The 18,154-nt window shown below is 53.0% G+C and carries 19 protein-coding genes; 6 read left to right on the forward strand and 13 right to left on the reverse strand.

The features are described from left to right. The first annotated feature begins 194 nt into the window (after positions 1-194). Entirely contained in the window at positions 195-1,148 is a 954-nt protein-coding gene (gene metR / locus F4V61_RS18965) for an HTH-type transcriptional regulator MetR (protein WP_000569792.1), read from the forward strand. Here metR and F4V61_RS18970 read toward each other — a convergent pair. From F4V61_RS18970 to pldB, 3 genes are all read right to left on the reverse strand, one after another. Further along, positions 1,036-1,935: a carboxylate/amino acid/amine transporter gene (locus tag F4V61_RS18970; protein WP_038397315.1), complete on the reverse strand. Its 900-nt coding sequence runs from the start codon at positions 1,933-1,935 to the stop codon at positions 1,036-1,038. The genes metR and F4V61_RS18970 overlap by 113 nt on opposite strands. 80 nt (positions 1,936-2,015) lie before the next feature. After that, positions 2,016-2,816 carry a sugar/pyridoxal phosphate phosphatase YigL gene (yigL, locus tag F4V61_RS18975; protein ID WP_000285342.1) on the reverse strand — a complete coding sequence of 267 codons (801 nt, stop codon included), beginning with the start codon at positions 2,814-2,816 and terminating at the stop codon, positions 2,016-2,018. A gap of 15 nt (positions 2,817-2,831) precedes the next feature. Then, positions 2,832-3,848 (reverse strand): lysophospholipase L2, encoded by a 1,017-nt coding sequence (pldB, locus tag F4V61_RS18980; protein ID WP_058346024.1) that lies wholly within the window; start codon positions 3,846-3,848, stop codon positions 2,832-2,834. Between the two features lie 110 nt (positions 3,849-3,958). Here pldB and rhtB point away from each other — a divergent pair, with 110 nt between their 5' ends. Continuing rightward, positions 3,959-4,579 carry a homoserine/homoserine lactone efflux protein gene (rhtB, locus tag F4V61_RS18985; RefSeq protein WP_000142515.1) on the forward strand — a complete coding sequence of 207 codons (621 nt, stop codon included), beginning with the start codon at positions 3,959-3,961 and terminating at the stop codon, positions 4,577-4,579. 39 nt (positions 4,580-4,618) lie between these two features. Here rhtB and rhtC read toward each other — a convergent pair whose 3' ends face one another. The 3 genes from rhtC to pldA all read right to left on the reverse strand — a co-directional run bounded on the left by rhtC (position 4,619) and on the right by pldA (position 8,087). After that, positions 4,619-5,239 (reverse strand): threonine export protein RhtC, encoded by a 621-nt coding sequence (gene rhtC / locus F4V61_RS18990; protein ID WP_024132070.1) that lies wholly within the window; start codon positions 5,237-5,239, stop codon positions 4,619-4,621. 63 nt (positions 5,240-5,302) lie between these two features. Further along, on the reverse strand, positions 5,303-7,132 hold the full coding sequence (gene recQ, locus F4V61_RS18995) for an ATP-dependent DNA helicase RecQ (RefSeq protein ID WP_024132071.1): 1,830 nt from the start codon (positions 7,130-7,132) through the stop codon (positions 5,303-5,305). Between the two features lie 85 nt (positions 7,133-7,217). Beyond that, positions 7,218-8,087, reverse strand: coding sequence for a phospholipase A (gene pldA / locus F4V61_RS19000; protein ID WP_001201696.1), 870 nt, complete (start codon positions 8,085-8,087; stop codon positions 7,218-7,220). Between the two features lie 164 nt (positions 8,088-8,251). On the opposite strand from pldA, the gene yigI reads away from it, so the two are divergent. From yigI to F4V61_RS19020, 4 genes are all read left to right on the forward strand, one after another. After that, positions 8,252-8,719: an acyl-CoA thioesterase YigI gene (gene yigI / locus F4V61_RS19005; protein ID WP_001277136.1), complete on the forward strand. Its 468-nt coding sequence runs from the start codon at positions 8,252-8,254 to the stop codon at positions 8,717-8,719. A gap of 43 nt (positions 8,720-8,762) precedes the next feature. Beyond that, positions 8,763-9,659, forward strand: a complete 897-nt coding sequence (gene rarD / locus F4V61_RS19010; RefSeq protein ID WP_080161284.1) for an EamA family transporter RarD — start codon at positions 8,763-8,765, stop codon at positions 9,657-9,659. A gap of 201 nt (positions 9,660-9,860) precedes the next feature. Beyond that, positions 9,861-10,706: a YPO3983 family protein gene (locus tag F4V61_RS19015; RefSeq protein WP_416378266.1), complete on the forward strand. Its 846-nt coding sequence runs from the start codon at positions 9,861-9,863 to the stop codon at positions 10,704-10,706. Further along, complete coding sequence (locus F4V61_RS19020) at positions 10,706-11,182, forward strand: DUF943 family protein (RefSeq protein WP_080161286.1); 477 nt, start codon at positions 10,706-10,708, stop codon at positions 11,180-11,182. Before F4V61_RS19015 ends, F4V61_RS19020 begins: the two co-directional genes overlap by 1 nt. Positions 11,183-11,274: 92 nt before the next feature. Here the strand turns inward: F4V61_RS19020 and corA are convergent, their stop codons facing one another. The 7 genes from corA to dapF all read right to left on the reverse strand — a co-directional run bounded on the left by corA (position 11,275) and on the right by dapF (position 18,137). Continuing rightward, positions 11,275-12,225: a magnesium/cobalt transporter CorA gene (corA, locus tag F4V61_RS19025; RefSeq protein ID WP_000947142.1), complete on the reverse strand. Its 951-nt coding sequence runs from the start codon at positions 12,223-12,225 to the stop codon at positions 11,275-11,277. A gap of 154 nt (positions 12,226-12,379) precedes the next feature. Then, positions 12,380-12,436: a YsgD/CorL family protein gene (gene ysgD, locus F4V61_RS22525; RefSeq protein WP_212723238.1), complete on the reverse strand. Its 57-nt coding sequence runs from the start codon at positions 12,434-12,436 to the stop codon at positions 12,380-12,382. Between the two features lie 259 nt (positions 12,437-12,695). Further along, on the reverse strand, positions 12,696-14,858 hold the full coding sequence (gene uvrD, locus F4V61_RS19030; protein WP_000383436.1) for a DNA helicase II: 2,163 nt from the start codon (positions 14,856-14,858) through the stop codon (positions 12,696-12,698). A 135-nt stretch (positions 14,859-14,993) separates the two neighbouring features. Continuing rightward, positions 14,994-15,710, reverse strand: a complete 717-nt coding sequence (gene yigB / locus F4V61_RS19035) for a 5-amino-6-(5-phospho-D-ribitylamino)uracil phosphatase YigB (RefSeq protein WP_038397321.1) — start codon at positions 15,708-15,710, stop codon at positions 14,994-14,996. Beyond that, the gene (xerC, locus tag F4V61_RS19040; protein ID WP_000132873.1) at positions 15,710-16,612 is read right to left on the reverse strand and encodes a tyrosine recombinase XerC; all 903 of its coding nucleotides are present in this window, start codon (positions 16,610-16,612) and stop codon (positions 15,710-15,712) included. Before xerC ends, yigB begins: the two co-directional genes overlap by 1 nt. Next, a complete protein-coding gene (locus F4V61_RS19045) occupies positions 16,609-17,316 on the reverse strand; it encodes a DUF484 domain-containing protein (RefSeq protein WP_000812753.1) in 708 nt (235 codons plus the stop codon). Before F4V61_RS19045 ends, xerC begins: the two co-directional genes overlap by 4 nt. Further along, positions 17,313-18,137 carry a diaminopimelate epimerase gene (gene dapF, locus F4V61_RS19050; RefSeq protein ID WP_001160675.1) on the reverse strand — a complete coding sequence of 275 codons (825 nt, stop codon included), beginning with the start codon at positions 18,135-18,137 and terminating at the stop codon, positions 17,313-17,315. The genes F4V61_RS19045 and dapF overlap by 4 nt, the downstream gene beginning before the upstream one ends. Between the last annotated feature and the right edge of the window lie 17 nt (positions 18,138-18,154).

Here is an 18,154-nt window from a genome sequence, read left to right on the forward strand (position 1 = left end):
CTTGCAGGAAGGCGGCGACACAGCGCATCCCCAGGAGCTTACTGAAGTAAGTGACTGGGGTAAGCAAGGAAGCCAACGCATCTGCAAGTCGAAATATGACGAGTTTTGGACGTCTGGATGTTTACACATCCATAATGTAAAGGTACTGTATATTCCTCAAGCGCAATTTGTTCATGCCGAAGTGAAGGACTTTCATGATCGAGATTAAGCACCTGAAAACACTCCAGGCATTGCGGAATAGTGGATCGCTGGCAGCCGCTGCGACGGTGCTGCACCAGACACAATCCGCTTTGTCTCACCAGTTCAGCGATCTGGAACAACGCCTTGGCTTCCGCCTGTTCGTGCGTAAAAGCCAGCCGCTACGCTTTACACCGCAGGGGGAGATCCTGCTGCAACTGGCAAACCAGGTACTGCCGCAAATCAGCCGGGCGCTACAGGCGTGCAACGAACCGCAGCAAACCCGTCTGCGCATCGCTATTGAATGTCATAGTTGTATTCAGTGGTTGACCCCGGCGCTGGAAAACTTCCGTGTAAGCTGGCCGCAGGTAGAGATGGATTTCAAATCCGGCGTCACTTTTGATCCGCAACCGGCACTGCAACAAGGCGAGCTGGACCTGGTGATGACTTCGGATATTTTGCCGCGCAGCGGGTTGCACTATTCGCCAATGTTCGATTTTGAAGTCCGACTGGTACTGGCGCCCGACCATCCGCTGGCCAGCAAAACGCAGATTACGCCGGAAGATTTAGCCAGCGAAACGCTGCTGATCTACCCGGTACAGCGTAGCCGACTGGATGTCTGGCGGCATTTTCTGCAACCGGCGGGTATCAGTCCGCCGTTGAAAAGCGTGGATAATACGCTGCTACTGATTCAGATGGTGGCGGCCAGGATGGGCATTGCCGCCCTACCGCACTGGGTGGTGGAAAGCGTTGAGCGCCAGGGTCTGGTGGTGACCAAAACCCTGGGCGATGGCCTGTGGAGCCGCCTGTATGCCGCCGTGCGCGACGGCGACCAGCGCCAGGCGGTGACCGAGGCGTTTATTCGCTCGACGCGGAACCACGCCTGCGATCATCTGCCATTTGTGCGGAGCGCGGAGCGACCCATTTTCGATGCACCCACAGCGAAGCCAGGATCACAGCCGCGCCTGTAATAAAGCTTGGCCAGTGGGGTTGCTGATGCCAGATTGCGAGATTAACCAGCAGCCCTGCGGGAACATGCATATTATTCATAATGCCCAGCGTTCCGGCATCCACCTGGGTGGCGCCGTAGTTCCACATAAAGTAGCCAATGCCGGACGCCACCACGCCAAGAAAGATTAAAATGCTCCACTGTAGGGTTGTTTCCGGTATCTTCTGCGCATTACCCAGCAGCGACCACGCCACCGCCGCCACCAAAAACGCCCCCAGATAGAACCACGCAAAGGCGTTGTGCTGCGGCATGGGGCAGGTCTCCATCAGACGTTTATACCCCACCATCCCGATGGCGAAACTGATATTAGAAAGCTGTACCAGAAGCAAGCCAATCCAGAAATGGTCGGTCACGCGATCGTAGCGAATAATCCCGGCGCCAATGACCGCCAGCAACGCGCTAAATGCATAGCCCCAGCGCAAACGACGCTTACTCATCACATCGTAAATTAGCGTGATATAGAGAGGCGTCAGAACGGTAAATAGCAGCAATTCGGATACCGTCAGGTAGAGGTAGGCATGGAAGCTCAACATATACATGATGCCAAGCTGCATCGCCCCCACCAGCATGTACAGGCTGATGGTTTTTAGGCTGTATCCGCGAGTACGCAAAAACGGCAGAAAAACGAGCGCCGCCAGCCCAACGCGTATCAGCACCGCGAAATAGCTATCGACATGCCCAGCAAGGTACTCGCCAAATAGACTGAAGGAGAAAGCCCACAGGATAGTGGTAATGATGAGTAGCGCCACAATGGATGTCTCTTAAACCAGGAAGCACCCATTGTAGCGAAGAGTGAAGTTGACAACTGGTTAACTAACAAACAGTCACATCAGCGTAAGAAGAGATCGCGCAGGTAATGCGGAACGGCGTTATCCGCGTTGATACCGATCACCTCAAGTTCGGGATACAGGTCTTTCAGACGCTGGTGCGCATTACCCATGATGCAGCCTTTACCCGCCATCGTAAGCATTTCAGCGTCGTTCATCCCGTCGCCAAAGGCGATACACTCTTTCAGGCTGTAACCCATCGCATTAGCGACCGCTTCCAGCGCGTGGCCTTTCGACACCCCGCCCGCCATCACTTCCAGACAGGTCAGCGTGGAGAAACTCACGTTTACCCGATCGCCCCAGCGCGCGTTAATCGCCTGTTCCAGCGGCAACAACTTTTCATGGGTGTCGCATGTGAAAAACACTTTACTGACGCCCTCCGGCTCCAGCAGCGCAGGCTCAAACAGCGAGTAGTTAAATACCGCCTCTTTGAAAAAACGCATTTCATCCGGACGATGACGGTTCATGAACCATTCGTCATCGCGATAAACGTTAGTAACAATATCCGGGTTCGCATTCACCACCCCGAACAGGTCGCTGGCAATGTCGCTGTCCAGATTGTGCGTAAACACCAAATTCCCGTCGGTATCATGCACACGCGCACCGTTGGAGGTGATCATGTAAGACTTGATTTCAAGGCTATCGCGGATTTGTCCTACATCGACATGGTGACGACCAGTGGCAAAGACAAAATGGATGCCGCGTGCGGTCAACAGCTTCAACGTCTCTTTGGCATAAGGGGACAACGTATGGTCGGGGGAGAGCAGCGTGCCATCTAAATCAGACGCAACAACCTGATACATAATAAAATTTAACCTCTAAGCAAAGCGATTTCCGCTGGATAAATTAGGCTTGTTGAAAAATTCAACAATGGCGTTAAGCGCGACTGAGCGCATGGCGTCCTTTTCAAAAAGGATCTCATGGTACGCGCCTTTAATAACCAACGGTTTTCCCCCTTCACAAGGGTGTCCCGCCGCAGCGCGAATTTCACAAAAACGATCGTGGGTGCGGTTATCCACTACCCGCTCTTCTTCCGCCTGGATCAGTAGCGTAGGCGTCGCATCATCGCTCGCCCCCGCCAGTACCTGCTCACCCGCCAGAATGCCTTCGCGCACCCAATGCCAGGTGGGGCCGCCGACGCGCAGTTGCGGCTCATCGGCATAAAAACGTAAGTTGCGCTGATAACGCTGGCGGCTATGGGTCAACGCATTCATTCCAAACGGCAACGCCCGCCACTGACCTGTACCAATGGCGTAATCTTCACGGATACGTTGGTGCCCTTCGGCCCAGTCGAGAATATGGCGCACCATAAAAGAAGGCAAGCGTATCACAATACCAAACATCGGCGCGGTGAGCGCAATAGCGTCGCACCGCACGCGGTGGCGTTGCAGAAACAAGGTGGCTATCGCGCCCCCCATGGAGTGCGCCAGAATATAACGCTTACGCCACGGTCCCGGCTCAATTTCCTGTTGCCAGAACGCCGCTAAGTCCTCAACATAATCGTTAAAATGATCGACATGGCCCCGATGCGGGTCCGATAGTATACGCCCGGAGCGCCCTTGCCCACGGTGGTCGATGATGAAGATATCAAAACCGAGATGAAAGAGGTCATACGCCAGTTCAGCGTATTTTACGTAACTCTCAATGCGGCCAGGACAAATGACGATCGCCCGGTCGTTGGAATCAGTCCGAAAACGGACGAAACGTACCGGAATGTCGCCCACGCCGATAAACTCCGCCTCTTCCCGCTGCCGCCAGAAATCGGTCAGCGGCCCCATGGCAAAAGCAGCGAACGCATTTTCTCTTGTTTCCCAGTCCTTTTGCTGCTGAAACATCGGGTATCCGGCCTCGTTTACCAGGTAAAATCGTTTTCTGTGTCGTGCCTGACACAACACTGCGGCAGTAGCGTATTGTGGCACAAAAACAGACAACCAGGGAGTTTCACATGACCTTTGAATGGTGGTTCGCCTATCTGCTGACCTCAACTCTGTTGAGTCTTTCTCCGGGTTCCGGCGCCATCAATACCATGACGACGTCCATCAACCATGGATATCCTGGCGCAGCGGCTTCTATCGCCGGACTCCAGACCGGGCTGAGTATAAATATCGTACTGGTGGGCGTCGGACTGGGTACGCTCTTTTCGCGCTCGCTTATCGCTTTTGATATTCTGAAATGGGCTGGCGCGGCTTATCTTATCTGGCTGGGTATCCAGCAGTGGCGCGCCGCAGGCGCTATCGATCTGCATACCCTAGCCAAGACGCAATCGCGGGGCCGGTTGTTCAAACGTGCGGTCTTTGTCAATCTGACCAATCCCAAGAGCATTGTCTTTCTTGCCGCCCTGTTTCCGCAATTCATCATGCCGCAGCAACCGCAACTGGCGCAGTACCTCATTCTCGGCGTCACCACTATTATGGTCGATATGATTGTGATGACCGGTTACGCCACACTGGCGCAACGCATCGCCGCCTGGATCAAAGGATCAAAGCAGATGAAGGCGCTGAATAAAGCATTTGGTTCGTTATTTATGCTGGTAGGCGCGCTCCTGGCATCGGCAAGACACGCGTGATAGTAGTGCCGGATGATGTTTATCCGGCCAGGAGGTAAATTAACGCGAAATAATCAGGTGAATGCCAAAGCCCGCAAACAGAGCGCCGGCAAAGCCATCAATCCATTTCGCCAGACGCTGATAGCCGCGGCGCATTTTCGGCAGCGCGAACAGGCTGGCGACTACGGTAAACCAGGCCAGCGTTTCCAGGGTGATTAACGCGAAAATACCCCAGCGCGCCGCAGCGCCGACGTTATCGCCGACGAACAGTGAAAAAACGGAACCAAAATAGATAATCGCTTTCGGATTCGACAGATTGGTCAACAGCCCTTTGAAAAAACTGCGCCCGCTCTGCGCCAGTTCAACGTGTGGAGAAGGCACCGTCGCATCCTGTTTTTTCAGCGCGCTGCGCAGCATCTGATAGCCCATCCAGCACAGGTACAGGCCGCCGCCTACCATAATGATCGTATGTAGCCAAGCCATTTTTTCGATAATAAGATGTAGGCCAAGCAGCGCCACGCCCGCCCATACCATCACGCCGCAGGTAATACCCAGTACGCCCATCATCGCTTCTTTACGCGAGCGACTGACGGCAGTTTGGGACACGAAGAAAAAGTCGGGACCAGGACTCATTAGCGCAACGATGTGCACCATTGCCACGGTGAAAAATAGCATCATCATAAAAATGACTCGCATGAAAATAGTTTAGTGAGTCACCATCCTGGCACTTTTTTGCCGGGCTGACTACTCTCCGTCATCACCATCGACATGCGCGCGGATGAGCGCCATGAATTCTTTGCCGAAGCGCTCCAGTTTGCGCATCCCAACCCCGTTAACGCTCAGCATCTCACTGGCGGTAATCGGCATCTGTTCCGCCATCTCTATTAGCGTGGCGTCGTTAAAGACCACATATGGCGGGATATTCTCTTCATCAGCGATAGCTTTACGCAGTTTGCGCAACTTAGCGAACAATTTGCGATCGTAATTACCGCCGAACGATTTCTGCATTACGCGGGGTTTAAGGGCGACGATGCGCGGCACAGCAAGCTTCAGCGGAACGTCTCCACGGAGTACCGGCCGCGCGGCATCCGTCAACTGTAATGCGGAGTGCTGCGCAATATTTTGCATTACCAGCCCCAGATGAATAAGCTGGCGAATCACGCTCACCCAGTGCTCATGGCTCTTTTCGCGGCCCATGCCATAAACCTTGAGTTTGTCATGACCGAAATCGCGGATGCGCTGGTTATTCGCGCCTCGAATCACCTCGACGACATAGCCCATGCCAAAACGCTGGTTAACCCGACCAATGGTAGAAAGCGCAATCTGGGCATCGTTTAAACCGTCATATTGTTTGGGCGGATCGAGACAAATATCGCAATTGCCGCACGGTTCTTGTCGGCCTTCGCCAAAGTAATTAAGCAATACCAGGCGACGGCAGGTTTGCGCTTCGGCGAAGGCGCCCATCGCATTCAGTTTATGCCGTTCAATATCCTGAAGTTGCCCGGCAGGTTTCTCTTCCAGACAACGACGTAGCCAGGCCATATCCGCCGGATCGTAAAATAGCATGGCTTCCGCAGGCAGTCCGTCACGCCCGGCGCGGCCCGTTTCCTGATAGTAGGATTCAATATTGCGCGGGATATCGAAATGCACCACGAAACGAACGTTAGGTTTATTAATGCCCATCCCGAAAGCGACAGTCGCCACCACGATTTGCAGATCGTCGCGCTGAAATTTTTCCTGCACATCAGCGCGAATAGCGTTTTCCAGTCCCGCATGATAGGCCGCCGCGCTAATGCCACGGCTTTGCAAGCGCGCAGCGGTATCTTCCACTTTCGCCCGGCTGTTACAGTAGATGATACCCGACTTGCCGCGTTGCTCCTGAACATAGCGCATTAGCTGGTCGAGCGGCTTAAACTTCTCCATCAGCATGTAGCGGATATTCGGTCGGTCAAAGCTACTGATCTGAATTAACGGATCGTTAAGACCAAGCAGACGAATAATATCCAGACGCGTGGTGTCGTCGGCGGTGGCGGTCAATGCCATAAACGGCAAAGCGGGAAAGCGCTGGCGAAGCTGGCCGAGAGCCGCATATTCCGGACGGAAATCATGTCCCCACTGCGAGATACAGTGCGCTTCATCCACCGCTAATAATACCGGATTCCAGTGCGCCAGATGATCGAGAAAGTTGTCCAGCATCAGGCGTTCCGGCGCAATGTACAGCAGACGAATCTGTCCGGTACGGCATCCTGTCATTACCTCAAGCTGCTGCTCGCGGCTTTGGGTGGAGTTCAGACACGCCGCCGCCACGCCGTTCGCCAGTAGCTGATCGACCTGGTCTTTCATCAACGAGATCAACGGCGAAACGACGACGGTCAAACCGTCCAGCAACAGGGCGGGGATTTGATAGCACAGGGATTTGCCGCCGCCAGTGGGCATGACGACCAGACAGTCGCGCCCGGAGAGCGCAGTATCAATAATCGCTTCCTGGCCTGGGCGAAACTGTTGGTAGCCAAAGGTTTCCTGCAAAACCTGTTTGGCCCCTGATTCCAGATTCAACACTTCCGCCTGCGCCACATTAACCCCGTTCACCATAAATCAAAACAGGCGCTATTTTCAGCGCCTGCGAGAGAAACTGCAATGTTTAAAACACAATCATCGATCAGAAGATATCGTTAAGCATCACGCCGACGCCGACACGAGTCTGATTAAAATTATAATCGATCAGCGATTCGCCATAGCCGCTGTACACCTGGGTATAAAGCCGGACATGTTTGGTGACGGGATAGCTTAATCCAAGCTCCGCGCCGCCGTAGCCCGTATTCCAGTTGTACTGGCCTTTGGCGCTTAACACCGCCTCGCCCAGGTGATAACCGATTTTAAGCTGGTAATAACCCATATATTTGGTAATGTCCGGATTATCGTCGGTACTACCAATCACGTACCACGGTTTGACCTCTACCAGCCAGTTGCCGTTTTCGGCCATCAGACGGGTATACAGACGGTTCCAACTACGCGAGGTGGGGTCCGATCGTCCGTTAGAGTCATGGTTGTAGCCCATCTCCACGTCGCGCAACGTCCAGCCGGCAAAACGATAATCCGTTGCAAAACCGAGAAAAAGCTGCGGTTCGTAGTTGGTTTCACGAAACGGCGAAGACTCTTTACTGTTAGATAGCTGCCACCAGGATTTTTGCGTATAAGAGGCACCAAGTACCGAGTCTGGACCGAGTATCCCACGCCACAGCGGAAACGCCAGGCTCAGTTGAAACTTCACTTCATCTTTGCGTGCGTTTTCAGACCAGTTATAGGTACGAATAGCCTCTTTGTTCAGATCACTGGTGTTCGTGTAGATCAAGTAGTTCGTGTCATAAGGGTAAAGCGTAAAAGGGTTATCATGCTCCTGTAGCATGTTAGCGATAATACTACCCTGCACCGCAGGCGCATCATGAACCTCTTTCACCGTAGCTTCTTGTGCATATGCCGCGAGTGGCAATAGCGTGGCTGGCAACAACCAACTCAAAATCGCCCGCATTCTTGGTGTTCTCCTGACGAAATATTTTCAGCTTGAATTATTCTCTACCAACCATTTTTACATATTTACACACATAGCCGTTAGTTATCCCTTCTTAAAGTAGAAAACAACAATCAAGAAGCATAAAATCAACATTTTATTAACTAATAAAGTGACAGGAATCTATGTCCGCTGTACTTACCGCTGAACAAGCTCTGAAATTAGTGGGTGAAATGTTTGTCTACCACATGCCGTTTAATCGGGCGTTAGGTCTGGAGCTGGAACGCTATGAGAAAGCGTTCGCCCAGCTGGCCTTTAACAACCAGCCGATGATGGTCGGCAACTGGGCGCAAAGCATTTTACACGGCGGCGTGATCGCCTCTGCGCTGGATGTCGCCGCCGGACTGGTATGCGTCGGCAGCACGCTAACTCGCCACGAAACCATCAGCGAAGATGAACTACGCCAGCGCCTGTCGCGGATGGGAACGATTGACCTGCGCGTCGATTACCTGCGTCCGGGCAGAGGCAACCGCTTTACGGCCACCAGTAGCCTGCTGCGCGCAGGGAATAAAGTGGCCGTCGCCCGCGTGGAATTACACAATGAAGATCAGCTGTACATCGCCAGCGCCACCGCTACTTATATGGTGGGATAAAAGCAGGTAAACTGTTGTTACACTTCAGATACGAGTTTTCCGGATGGACGCAAAACAAACACGGCAGGGCGTATTACTCGCTCTTGCCGCCTATTTTATTTGGGGGATCGCCCCCGCGTATTTCAAGCTGATCTATTACGTTCCCGCAGATGAGATCCTGACGCACCGCGTGATTTGGTCTTTTTTCTTTATGGTGGCGCTGCTTAGCATCAGCCGGCAGTGGCGACAGGTTAAGCGCTTACTGAAAACGCCAAAGAAGATTTTCCTGCTGGCCCTGTCCGCCGTACTGGTCGGCGGTAACTGGCTATTGTTCATTTGGGCGGTAAATAATCACCATATGCTGGAGGCCAGCCTGGGTTATTTCATTAATCCGCTGGTTAACATCTTGCTGGGGATGATTTTTCTTGGCGAACGCTTCCGTCGAATGCAGTGGCTGGCGGTGATTCTGGCGGTGTGCGGCGTGCTGGTACAACTCTGGACCTTTGGCTCGCTGCCGATTATCGCGCTGGGGCTGGCGTTTAGTTTTGCGTTTTACGGCCTGGTGCGTAAGAAGATCGCCGTTGAAGCGCAGACCGGTATGCTGGTCGAAACGCTATGGCTGTTGCCGGTCGCCGCGATTTATCTGTTTGGCATCGCCGATAGCGCCACCAGCCATATGGGGCAAAACGCACTCTCGCTGAACTTGCTGTTAATGGCAGCAGGTGTGGTCACTACGATTCCGCTGCTGTGCTTTACCGGGGCCGCTACGCGTCTGCGTCTTTCTACATTGGGCTTTTTCCAGTATATCGGCCCAACGCTGATGTTTTTACTGGCGGTGACGTTTTATGGCGAAGTGCCGGGCGCGGATAAGATGGTGACATTTGCGTTTATCTGGGTCGCGCTGGCGATTTTCGTGATGGATGCGATTTATACGCAGCGCAGAACGCGTAAAGGATTGTGATTGCGGTTTGCTTATCAGGCCTATAAATTCCGTAGGCCTGATAAGGCGTAGCGCCTGCTTTTTAACCTCACTTGAAGTAACAAGCATGATTTAATAGTTCATAAAGATGTGTGAAGCGAAGCCACTTTTCTGCCATCCCTTCCTTGTAATATTCATCCGCAGCAAGCGATAAGTTACTGATTATTAATTAGGTAAATGGAAATTACTCATATGTTCAATTCATCAATGTATCTCCCTTATACCCTCTTTGAATCCGTCACACGCTTCAACGATGACTCTGCCGGTGACATGCAATGTGGCGACATGGGAGAAGAAGAGCTTCTGGCGCTCGGCCTGAATGACATATCAGAAAAAGTCGATCCTTATCGCCTTATTCGTTACCCTTTTCCTCATCCTGTAGGGATAGATGGATATTTTGGCTCATCCACCTCCGGAATAAAAATATCGCACAGTGAGTGCGTTGATATTTTATTTACGGAAATGAAAGAACTTGCAGGGATGTTTTCATTTTATGGTGAATATAGATTCTTGATTGAAGAGCTTATCGGGCATTTCAGATATGGAAATGGTAGCCTTTTTTACAGCCAGCAATTGAATTCCGCCTTTCATAAAAGAATAAATATAAAAACACATAACAGCCCTCTTTTAATAATTAAAAAATGTATTGAAGATGAATTTAAAAATCATAAAAGGGAAGTTTATATCCCTGCTTTATTACATAAAATTCAAACAAAATTACTTAGATCAAAACTCGCTAAATTTAATAATCTGGAAGACAGAATCAATGGACTGGAGATCTGCGTTCACGATATCGCTGCGCAAAAGATAACTCTCACGAATTTTCAAAAGTACGCCATAGGCTGGAGCGCTACATTACATTTCGTTGCGCAGGATCATTTTGGGCTGGACGTTGCTGATATTAAGAATAAGCTTTATCGCGAATTTCGTTTTTTCCGCATATGGTGCTTTTTACAGCGGCACAGAGATTTTGCCTTTAAACCTTTTTTCACAAATTTTAACACTATCACCAGAATCGGCAGTTACTGATGAAGAATAAATGCGGAAAAATAGCGCTGTATTTATTTTTGTTGGCTGGCGCTTATAATTTATGGACCCTGCGTCCGGTTAAAGTTCTGTATGCCTATTCAGATTTTGGCTCGACAGTTTTTCTGGTTGTGGATCATCTGCCATGGACTGACAAAGATAAAATCAGGTGGTACCTGACGCACCGGGAAGAATTTAAGAGGAAATATCCTTTATTGGATCAGGACTGGTCTACCTATCTTGTGATAGATATTGGCAACGGCTTTACTAATGCTAAAGATTATCACGATGGGCTATATGAAGATTTATATTGCTTTCCAACCATTAAGGATGATGCTGATTGTATCGTGAAAGATTACTTATTAACCGTTGATGAGTATCCTGATAGGAACACTCGTTTTGGTGTAACCGTTATTGATGGCGAGCTTGAGTACCAGTTAACGCCCGAGAAACAAATAGAGAGAGTTTTCTATCCATAAAGTATAGCGGTAGCTGAACTGAACCACCGCTATGACTCGGCGTTCCGCTGGAACTGCTGGCCGGATAAGCGAAGCGCCATCCGGCATTAAAATCACAGCCAGTTCTTACGCTTAAAGTAGAGATACGGTGCCAGCCCGGCGAGGATCATGAAGATAATCGCGCCAGGATAGCCAAAGCTCCATTTCAGTTCCGGCATAAATTCGAAGTTCATCCCATAGCTGGAAGCGACCAGCGTCGGCGGCAGGAACACCACGGAAACCACCGAGAAGATTTTGATGATGCGGTTCTGCTCGATGTTGATGAACCCCATCGCCGCCTGCATCAGGAAGTTCACCTTCTGGAACAGCGATTCATTGTGCGGCAGCAGAGATTCGATATCGCGTAGAATCTCGCGTGCCTGCTCCAGTTGCCCGCCCGGTAAGCGCGCCTTGCGCACCAGGAAGTTCAGCGCGCGCTGGGTATCCATCAGACACAGGCGTACCTTCCAGCCGATATCTTCCAGCTCCGCCAGCGTGGAGAGCGCTTCGTCGTATTCATCGCCCTGATGCCCTTCCATAATGACGCGGCTCAGTTTTTCCAGATCGCTGTAGATGTTTTCGATTTCATCCGCCAGCTGTTCAATTTTGGTTTCGAACAGATCGAGCAGTAATTCATAAGCATTACCGTCGACCATCGCCTGGCTGCGGGCGCGCATACGATACAAACGGAAGGCGGGCAGCTCGCGTTCACGCAGCGTAAACAGACGGCCATCGCGAATAGTGAATGCCACCGTAGAGTTACCGGCATGATCTTCCGCATCTTCGAAGAAGAAGAAGGAGTGGATATGCAGTCCGTCTTCGTCTTCAAAGAAGCGCGCGGATGCTTCGATATCTTCCAGTTCAGGACGCGTTGCCAGACTCTGGCCCAGCTCAGATTGTACGCGCAATCGCTCGTCGTCGTCCGGTTCGACCAAATCGATCCATACGGCATCAATCAGGGTTTGTGACTCCTCGACTTCCAGCCGGGTCAGTCGGTTTTTTTCCAGTTGAAATGCGCTCAGCATGACCGGGACTCCCAATGCGTAAAAATATCGGACAGCTCAGATGGGCACACAGAAACAAATTGGGTTTCAGACCATTAAACAGCCTGACTCAACGCGACGGGAAAAATGAAAGGTCGCTGACAACCGCTAAGGCTATCAGCAAAAAGGGATAGCCTTAGGAGTTGATCCTGGATGACAGGATAATGAGCCAGTATCTACTGGGTGTGTCCAAGGCGAATGTCCTCTTAGCGTAATCGTGGGCGCATGTTACGCCAGCAAAAATTTGCCGTCAACACGCAACGAAACGCGAAAAAGCAATAATTTCCCCTTATGCAGAAAGGTTAGCAGAGAGAGGGTATTTATCTATGATTTCAGAACATTAACATCACAATATCGCCGGATGGCGGCTTCGCCTTATCCGGCCTACAAATCAAAATGTTAGCCCGCGCGTAGGCCGGATAAGACGCGTCATCCGGCAATATGAGAGTCGGTCAAACCGTTTCCAACTTCGCATACGCGGCCACCAGCCATTTGATCCCTTGCCCCTGAAAAGCCACCTGCAACCGGCTATGCTCACCGCTGCCCTCCAGGTTGACAATAGTTCCCTCGCCGAACTTCGCATGGCGCACGCGTTGGCCGAGTTTATAGCCTGTGTCGTTTTCCGCCAGCGGCGTTCCCATTCGTTGATGGCTCACCGGACGACTGACGGTGGCGCGCAGACGTACCTCCTCCACGCACTCCTCCGGCAACTCGCCGATAAAACGCGACGGGCGATGGTAGACCTCTTTACCGTACAGACGACGCGTTTCGGCATAAGTTAACGTTAGTTTCTGCATGGCGCGAGTAACCCCGACGTAGGCCAGACGACGCTCCTCTTCCAGACGCCCGCCCTCATCCAGCGACATCTGGCTGGGGAACATCCCTTCTTCCATGCCGACAATAAACACCTGTGGAAACTCCAGGCCTTTGGCCGAGTGCAGCGTCATCAGTTGTACCGCATCCTGCCAGGTATCCGCCTGCCCCTCGCCCGCTTCCAGCGCCGCGTGAGAGAGGAAGGCCTGCAACGGCATCAAATCTTCATCTTCGTCGTTGTAGCTGAACTGCCGCGTCGCCGTCACCAGTTCCTCTAAGTTTTCGATGCGCGTCTGGCCTTTCTCGCCTTTTTCTTGCTCATACATGGTGCGCAGACCGGAATCTTTGATCACCCGGTCAGTCTGCACATGCAGCGGCATGTCGGCGGTTTCCTGCGCCAGGGCGTCGATCAGTTCCATAAAGCGTTGTAGCGCGCTGGCCGCACGCCCGGCCAGGGCTTTTTCCTGTAACAATTCACGGCACGCCTGCCACAATGTTAGCTGGCGATCGCGCGAGGTCTGGCGCACCACGTCCAGCGTGCGGTCGCCGATACCGCGCGTCGGGGTATTCACCACGCGTTCAAACGCGGCATCATCGTTGCGATTGGCAATCAAACGTAGATAAGAGAGCGCATCTTTGATCTCCTGACGTTCGAAGAAGCGCATACCGCCGTAAATCCGGTACGGCATACTGGCCTGTAATAAAGCTTCTTCCAGCACGCGCGACTGGGCGTTGCTGCGATAGAGGATGGCACATTGCGCAAGCGCGCCGCCGTTGTCCTGCCAGGTTTTGATGCGGTTAACCACAAAGCGCGCTTCATCCAGTTCGTTGAAAGCGCAGTACAGCGATATCGGTTCGCCGTCAACGCCGTCAGTCCACAGCTTTTTACCCAAACGCCCATTATTATTCTCAATCAGAGCGTTCGCCGCGCTGAGGATGTTGCTGGTCGAGCGGTAGTTCTGCTCCAGACGAATGGTCTGCGCGCCGGGAAAATCATTGAGGAAACGCTGGATGTTCTCTACCTGCGCTCCGCGCCAGCCGTAGATCGACTGGTCATCGTCGCCGACAATCATCACTTTCCCGGTATCGCCCGCCAGCAGACGAACCCAGGCGTACTGAATGTTATTGGTATCCTGGAATTCGTCCACCAGGATATTGGTAAACCGCTCGCGGTAGTGCTGCAGGATGTGCGGCTTGTTCAGCCATAGTTCATGAGCGCGCAGCAGTAGCTCGGCGAAATCCACCAGACCAGCGCGATCGCACGCTTCCTGATAGGCCTGATACACCTTCTGCCAGGTCTGCTCCACCGGATTGCCATAGCTTTGGATATGGTGCGGGCGTAGCCCTTCGTCTTTCTGGCTATTGATGTACCACATCGCCTGACGCGGCGGCCACTGCTTCTCATCAAGATTCATCGCCTTAATCAGGCGTTTAAGCAAACGCATCTGATCTTCGCTGTCGAGAATCTGGAAATCCTGCGGCAAATTAGCGTCCATATGATGCGCACGCAGCAAGCGGTGCGCCAGACCGTGGAACGTCCCTACCCACATTCCGCCCTGGCTGGTCCCCATCAACTGGCCAATACGATGGCGCATTTCCGCCGCCGCTTTGTTGGTAAAGGTCACTGCCATGATGGAATACGGCGAGTTGTTTTCTACGCTCAGTAACCAGGCGATGCGGTGCACCAACACACGGGTTTTCCCGCTTCCCGCGCCTGCCAGCACCAGCATGTTGCTACGTGGCGCGGCCACCGCTTCGCGCTGTTTATCATTAAGGCTATCGAGCAGGTAAGAAACGTCCATTGGCACCGCCGCGTAAAAACATGAAAACTAAAAACGCCCGGTGGCGCTTCGCTTACCGGGCCTACTTATCGTAGGGCGGATAAGCATAGCGCCATCCGCCAGAATAACTGGGAATTTATACAGAACTACTGGTGATTATATCAGCGAGGTGAGAGATGCCAACCGCGAAATTTCGATATGCGGCAGTAAACGGCTGTCCTGCGTTCGCATCAGGTCGGCATCTTCCGGTTTAATCCAGCAGGCCTGCATCCCACAGCGAATAGCGCCGGCCACATCGGTAGTCAGATCGTCGCCGACATGTAGGATCTCGCCGATCGGCACATGCAGTTTTTCCGCCGCCAGGAAATACATGTCGCTAAACGGCTTGGAACGCCCATCCGGGCCGGCGCGCAGTACAAACTTAAAGTAATCGCCGAGGCCAAACAGTTCCGGCTGGGCGTTGCCGTTAGTGATCGCCACCAGCGGCCATTTTTTCGCAAGCTGCTGTAACGTCTCATGGGTAGCCTGCGGAACCTCAATCTGGCTGCGCCATTTGGCAAAATGCATCATCGCCGCATTCGCGCCGGCAATGGCCTCCTGCGCCGATAATCCCGCATCCCGCATGGCCTGCTCTATCGCGCGATGGCGCCAGCGGGTAACGTCATGATAGATTTCCGGCTCCGCTTCACGCACCGCCTGCCGTATCCGCTGTAAATCGACGTTTTGAAACGAACGTAGCGACGGGTGATAATTTTGCATAAAAGCGAGCGCTTCCTGCTCAGTACGCAAAATCACCGGACGGTTATCATAAAGGGTATCATCCAGGTCAAAGGTGAGCGCGGCAATACGCCCCAAAGGCCGGTAAAAACGCATTATTTCCCCCGTTTAGCGCGCGGATGCGCCGCGTCGTACACCGAAGCAAGGTGTTGAAAATCAAGATGAGTATAAATTTGGGTGGTGGAAAGGTTGGCATGACCCAGCAACTCTTGCACGCCGCGCAGATCGCCGCTTGATTCCAGCATATGCGTCGCGAACGAGTGGCGCAGTTTATGCGGATGCACGTGACTGTTCAGCCCCTGCTTTATGCCCCATTCGGCAAACCGTTTTTGGACATTACGCGCGGAGATACGCTTGCCGAGCTTCGACAGAAATAACGCCTCTTCATCGCTGGCGAACAGGCCACGCAGATCCAGCCAGTGCTCAATCCACGTCACCGCGTTACGGCCAATCGGCAGGCGTCGCTCTTTGCTGCCTTTGCCCATTACCCACACTTCGCCGGTATCAAGATCGAGGTGTTTTATGTCCAGACCAACCAGTTCGGATAAACGCAGCCCCGCGCCGTACATCACCTCCAGCATCGCCCGATCGCGGACGGCGAGTGGGTCGTTGAGATCGATGTCCAGCAGGCGGTTAACATCGTCGACATCGATATTTTTCGGCAGATGGCGCGGCGCTTTCGGTGCGGAGACGCCCTTCGCCGGGTTGGCTTTCAACTCGCCCTGGCTGACTAACCAGTCAAAAAAGCTACGCAATGCCGAGAGACGTAGCGCCAGACTGGCAGGGCCAAGCCCTTTGCGTCGACTGCGCACCGCAAAACCGCGCACCATCACAGCGTCACATTGTTGCCAGCTTTTCAGCCCGGCTTCTCCGGCTAAAGCGATAATGGCATCAAGCTGACGCTGGTAATTCAGCAGGGTAATGGGGCTAAGCTGGCGCTCCACGCCTAAGTAGCGTAAAAACCGCGAGACATCCTGAGAAAGCGCAACATCCGTCATACGCGTGCAATCCAGCGTTCCAGCAATTCCGGCAACATCAGCGCGATCTCCTGCAAAAACTGCGTCCCCTGTCCCGGCTGATAATGATGAACGTCGCGGCTGCTGAAAAGCACGACGCCGAGATCGCCGTCACGGCCCAGCATTGACATCGCGACTGAACCAATCGCTTTCGCTTCCGGCAAAACCACCAGTAGTTCCGGGCCATTTAGCGGGCCAAGATAATGCTGCGACTGTCTCAGTCGCTGAATACGCAGCGGCTCGAAAGCCTGTCGGTTTAAGGCCAGATGCGTATAGCGCGATGGCGCGCCAAGTCGCCACCGATCCGGGAACAGACGCAGCGTCGCGCCGGCAAGCCCCTGCTCGCGCGCCCAGCGGTGAAATCGCATCAGCAGCTCATCCAGACTATCCGCGGCTGCCAGACGACTTTGTAGATGCAGCAGGCGATAAAACAGGCTTTCGTTGGCATGGGCCTGTTCCATCAACAACGTCATATTTTCTTCAAGCGCATGGATGTGATTACGCGCGCGGGCCATATGCCACTCAACGAGCGAAACCGTTCCCCGCACGGGATGGGGAACACGCATCGCTTCCACGGCATGGGCATTACGGACAAAAAACTCAGGGTGACGGCGCAGGTAATCGAGGACCGCTCGATCGTCCAGTTCCGTGAGCGTTTCCTGTAGTTCTTCCTCTGGTTGCTTCATAAATGGATAAATCCGTCGTAGACATGTGCCGCCGGGCCAGTCATGTATAACGGATGACCCGGACCTTTCCAGGCGATATCCAGTCGACCGCCCGGTAACTCCACGCGTACCTCTTCAGCCAACAGTCCTTGCTGAATCCCTACTGCAACGGCAGCGCACGCGCCGCTGCCGCATGCGCGGGTCTCCCCTGCGCCGCGTTCATAGACACGCAGCCGGATATGCTCGCGTCTTACAACCTGCATAAAGCCGATATTGGCGCGTTCAGGAAAACGCTCATGGCTTTCCAGAACCGGTCCCAGGGTGTCAACGGCCGCCGTGTCGACGTTATCAACCTGAATGACACAGTGCGGGTTGCCCATTGAAACCACGCCGCATAGTATGGTTTGTTCCGCTGCACGCATAATATACGTCTTTTCCGCTTTGTTGGCGCGAAAAGGCACCTGCGCGGGTTCAAAGTTTGGCTCTCCCATATTCACCCGCACCAGTTCATCTTCCGTGACGCTCAGCACTATCCGGCCATTCGTGGTACTGACCCGAATATCGCGTTTATTGGTTAGCCCTTTCAGGCGAACAAATCGTGCGAAACAGCGAGCGCCATTACCGCACTGCGAGACTTCGCTGCCGTCGGCGTTGAATATGCGGTAATGAAAGTCCAGCTCAGGATCATAGGGCGGCTCAACCACCAGTAGCTGATCGAATCCTACGCCCAGGTGTCTGTCGGACAATCGACGAATCAGCTCCGGCGAAAAAAAGACATTCTGCGTTACCGCGTCGACGACCATAAAATCGTTGCCAAGGCCATGCATTTTAGAGAATTGCATCATTCACTCCGTTCACG

Origin of the sequence: Salmonella enterica subsp. arizonae (assembly GCF_008692845.1) — a bacterium.
GTDB lineage: Bacteria > Pseudomonadota > Gammaproteobacteria > Enterobacterales > Enterobacteriaceae > Salmonella > Salmonella arizonae.

Bases quoted from the DNA above. Each gene is read 5' to 3' on its own strand.
- metR (WP_000569792.1), top strand. From the start codon at position 195: ATGATCGAGATTAAGCACCTGAAAACACTCCAGGCATTGCGGAATAGT.
- yigL (WP_000285342.1), bottom strand. From the start codon at position 2,816: ATGTATCAGGTTGTTGCGTCTGATTTAGATGGCACGCTGCTCTCCCCC.
- pldB (WP_058346024.1), bottom strand. From the start codon at position 3,848: ATGTTTCAGCAGCAAAAGGACTGGGAAACAAGAGAAAATGCGTTCGCT.
- rhtB (WP_000142515.1), top strand. From the start codon at position 3,959: ATGACCTTTGAATGGTGGTTCGCCTATCTGCTGACCTCAACTCTGTTG.
- rhtC (WP_024132070.1), bottom strand. From the start codon at position 5,239: ATGATGATGCTATTTTTCACCGTGGCAATGGTGCACATCGTTGCGCTA.
- pldA (WP_001201696.1), bottom strand. From the start codon at position 8,087: ATGCGGGCGATTTTGAGTTGGTTGTTGCCAGCCACGCTATTGCCACTC.
- yigI (WP_001277136.1), top strand. From the start codon at position 8,252: ATGTCCGCTGTACTTACCGCTGAACAAGCTCTGAAATTAGTGGGTGAA.
- rarD (WP_080161284.1), top strand. From the start codon at position 8,763: ATGGACGCAAAACAAACACGGCAGGGCGTATTACTCGCTCTTGCCGCC.
- F4V61_RS19020 (WP_080161286.1), top strand. From the start codon at position 10,706: ATGAAGAATAAATGCGGAAAAATAGCGCTGTATTTATTTTTGTTGGCT.
- corA (WP_000947142.1), bottom strand. From the start codon at position 12,225: ATGCTGAGCGCATTTCAACTGGAAAAAAACCGACTGACCCGGCTGGAA.
- uvrD (WP_000383436.1), bottom strand. From the start codon at position 14,858: ATGGACGTTTCTTACCTGCTCGATAGCCTTAATGATAAACAGCGCGAA.
- yigB (WP_038397321.1), bottom strand. From the start codon at position 15,710: ATGCGTTTTTACCGGCCTTTGGGGCGTATTGCCGCGCTCACCTTTGAC.
- xerC (WP_000132873.1), bottom strand. From the start codon at position 16,612: ATGACGGATGTTGCGCTTTCTCAGGATGTCTCGCGGTTTTTACGCTAC.
- F4V61_RS19045 (WP_000812753.1), bottom strand. From the start codon at position 17,316: ATGAAGCAACCAGAGGAAGAACTACAGGAAACGCTCACGGAACTGGAC.
- dapF (WP_001160675.1), bottom strand. From the start codon at position 18,137: ATGCAATTCTCTAAAATGCATGGCCTTGGCAACGATTTTATGGTCGTC.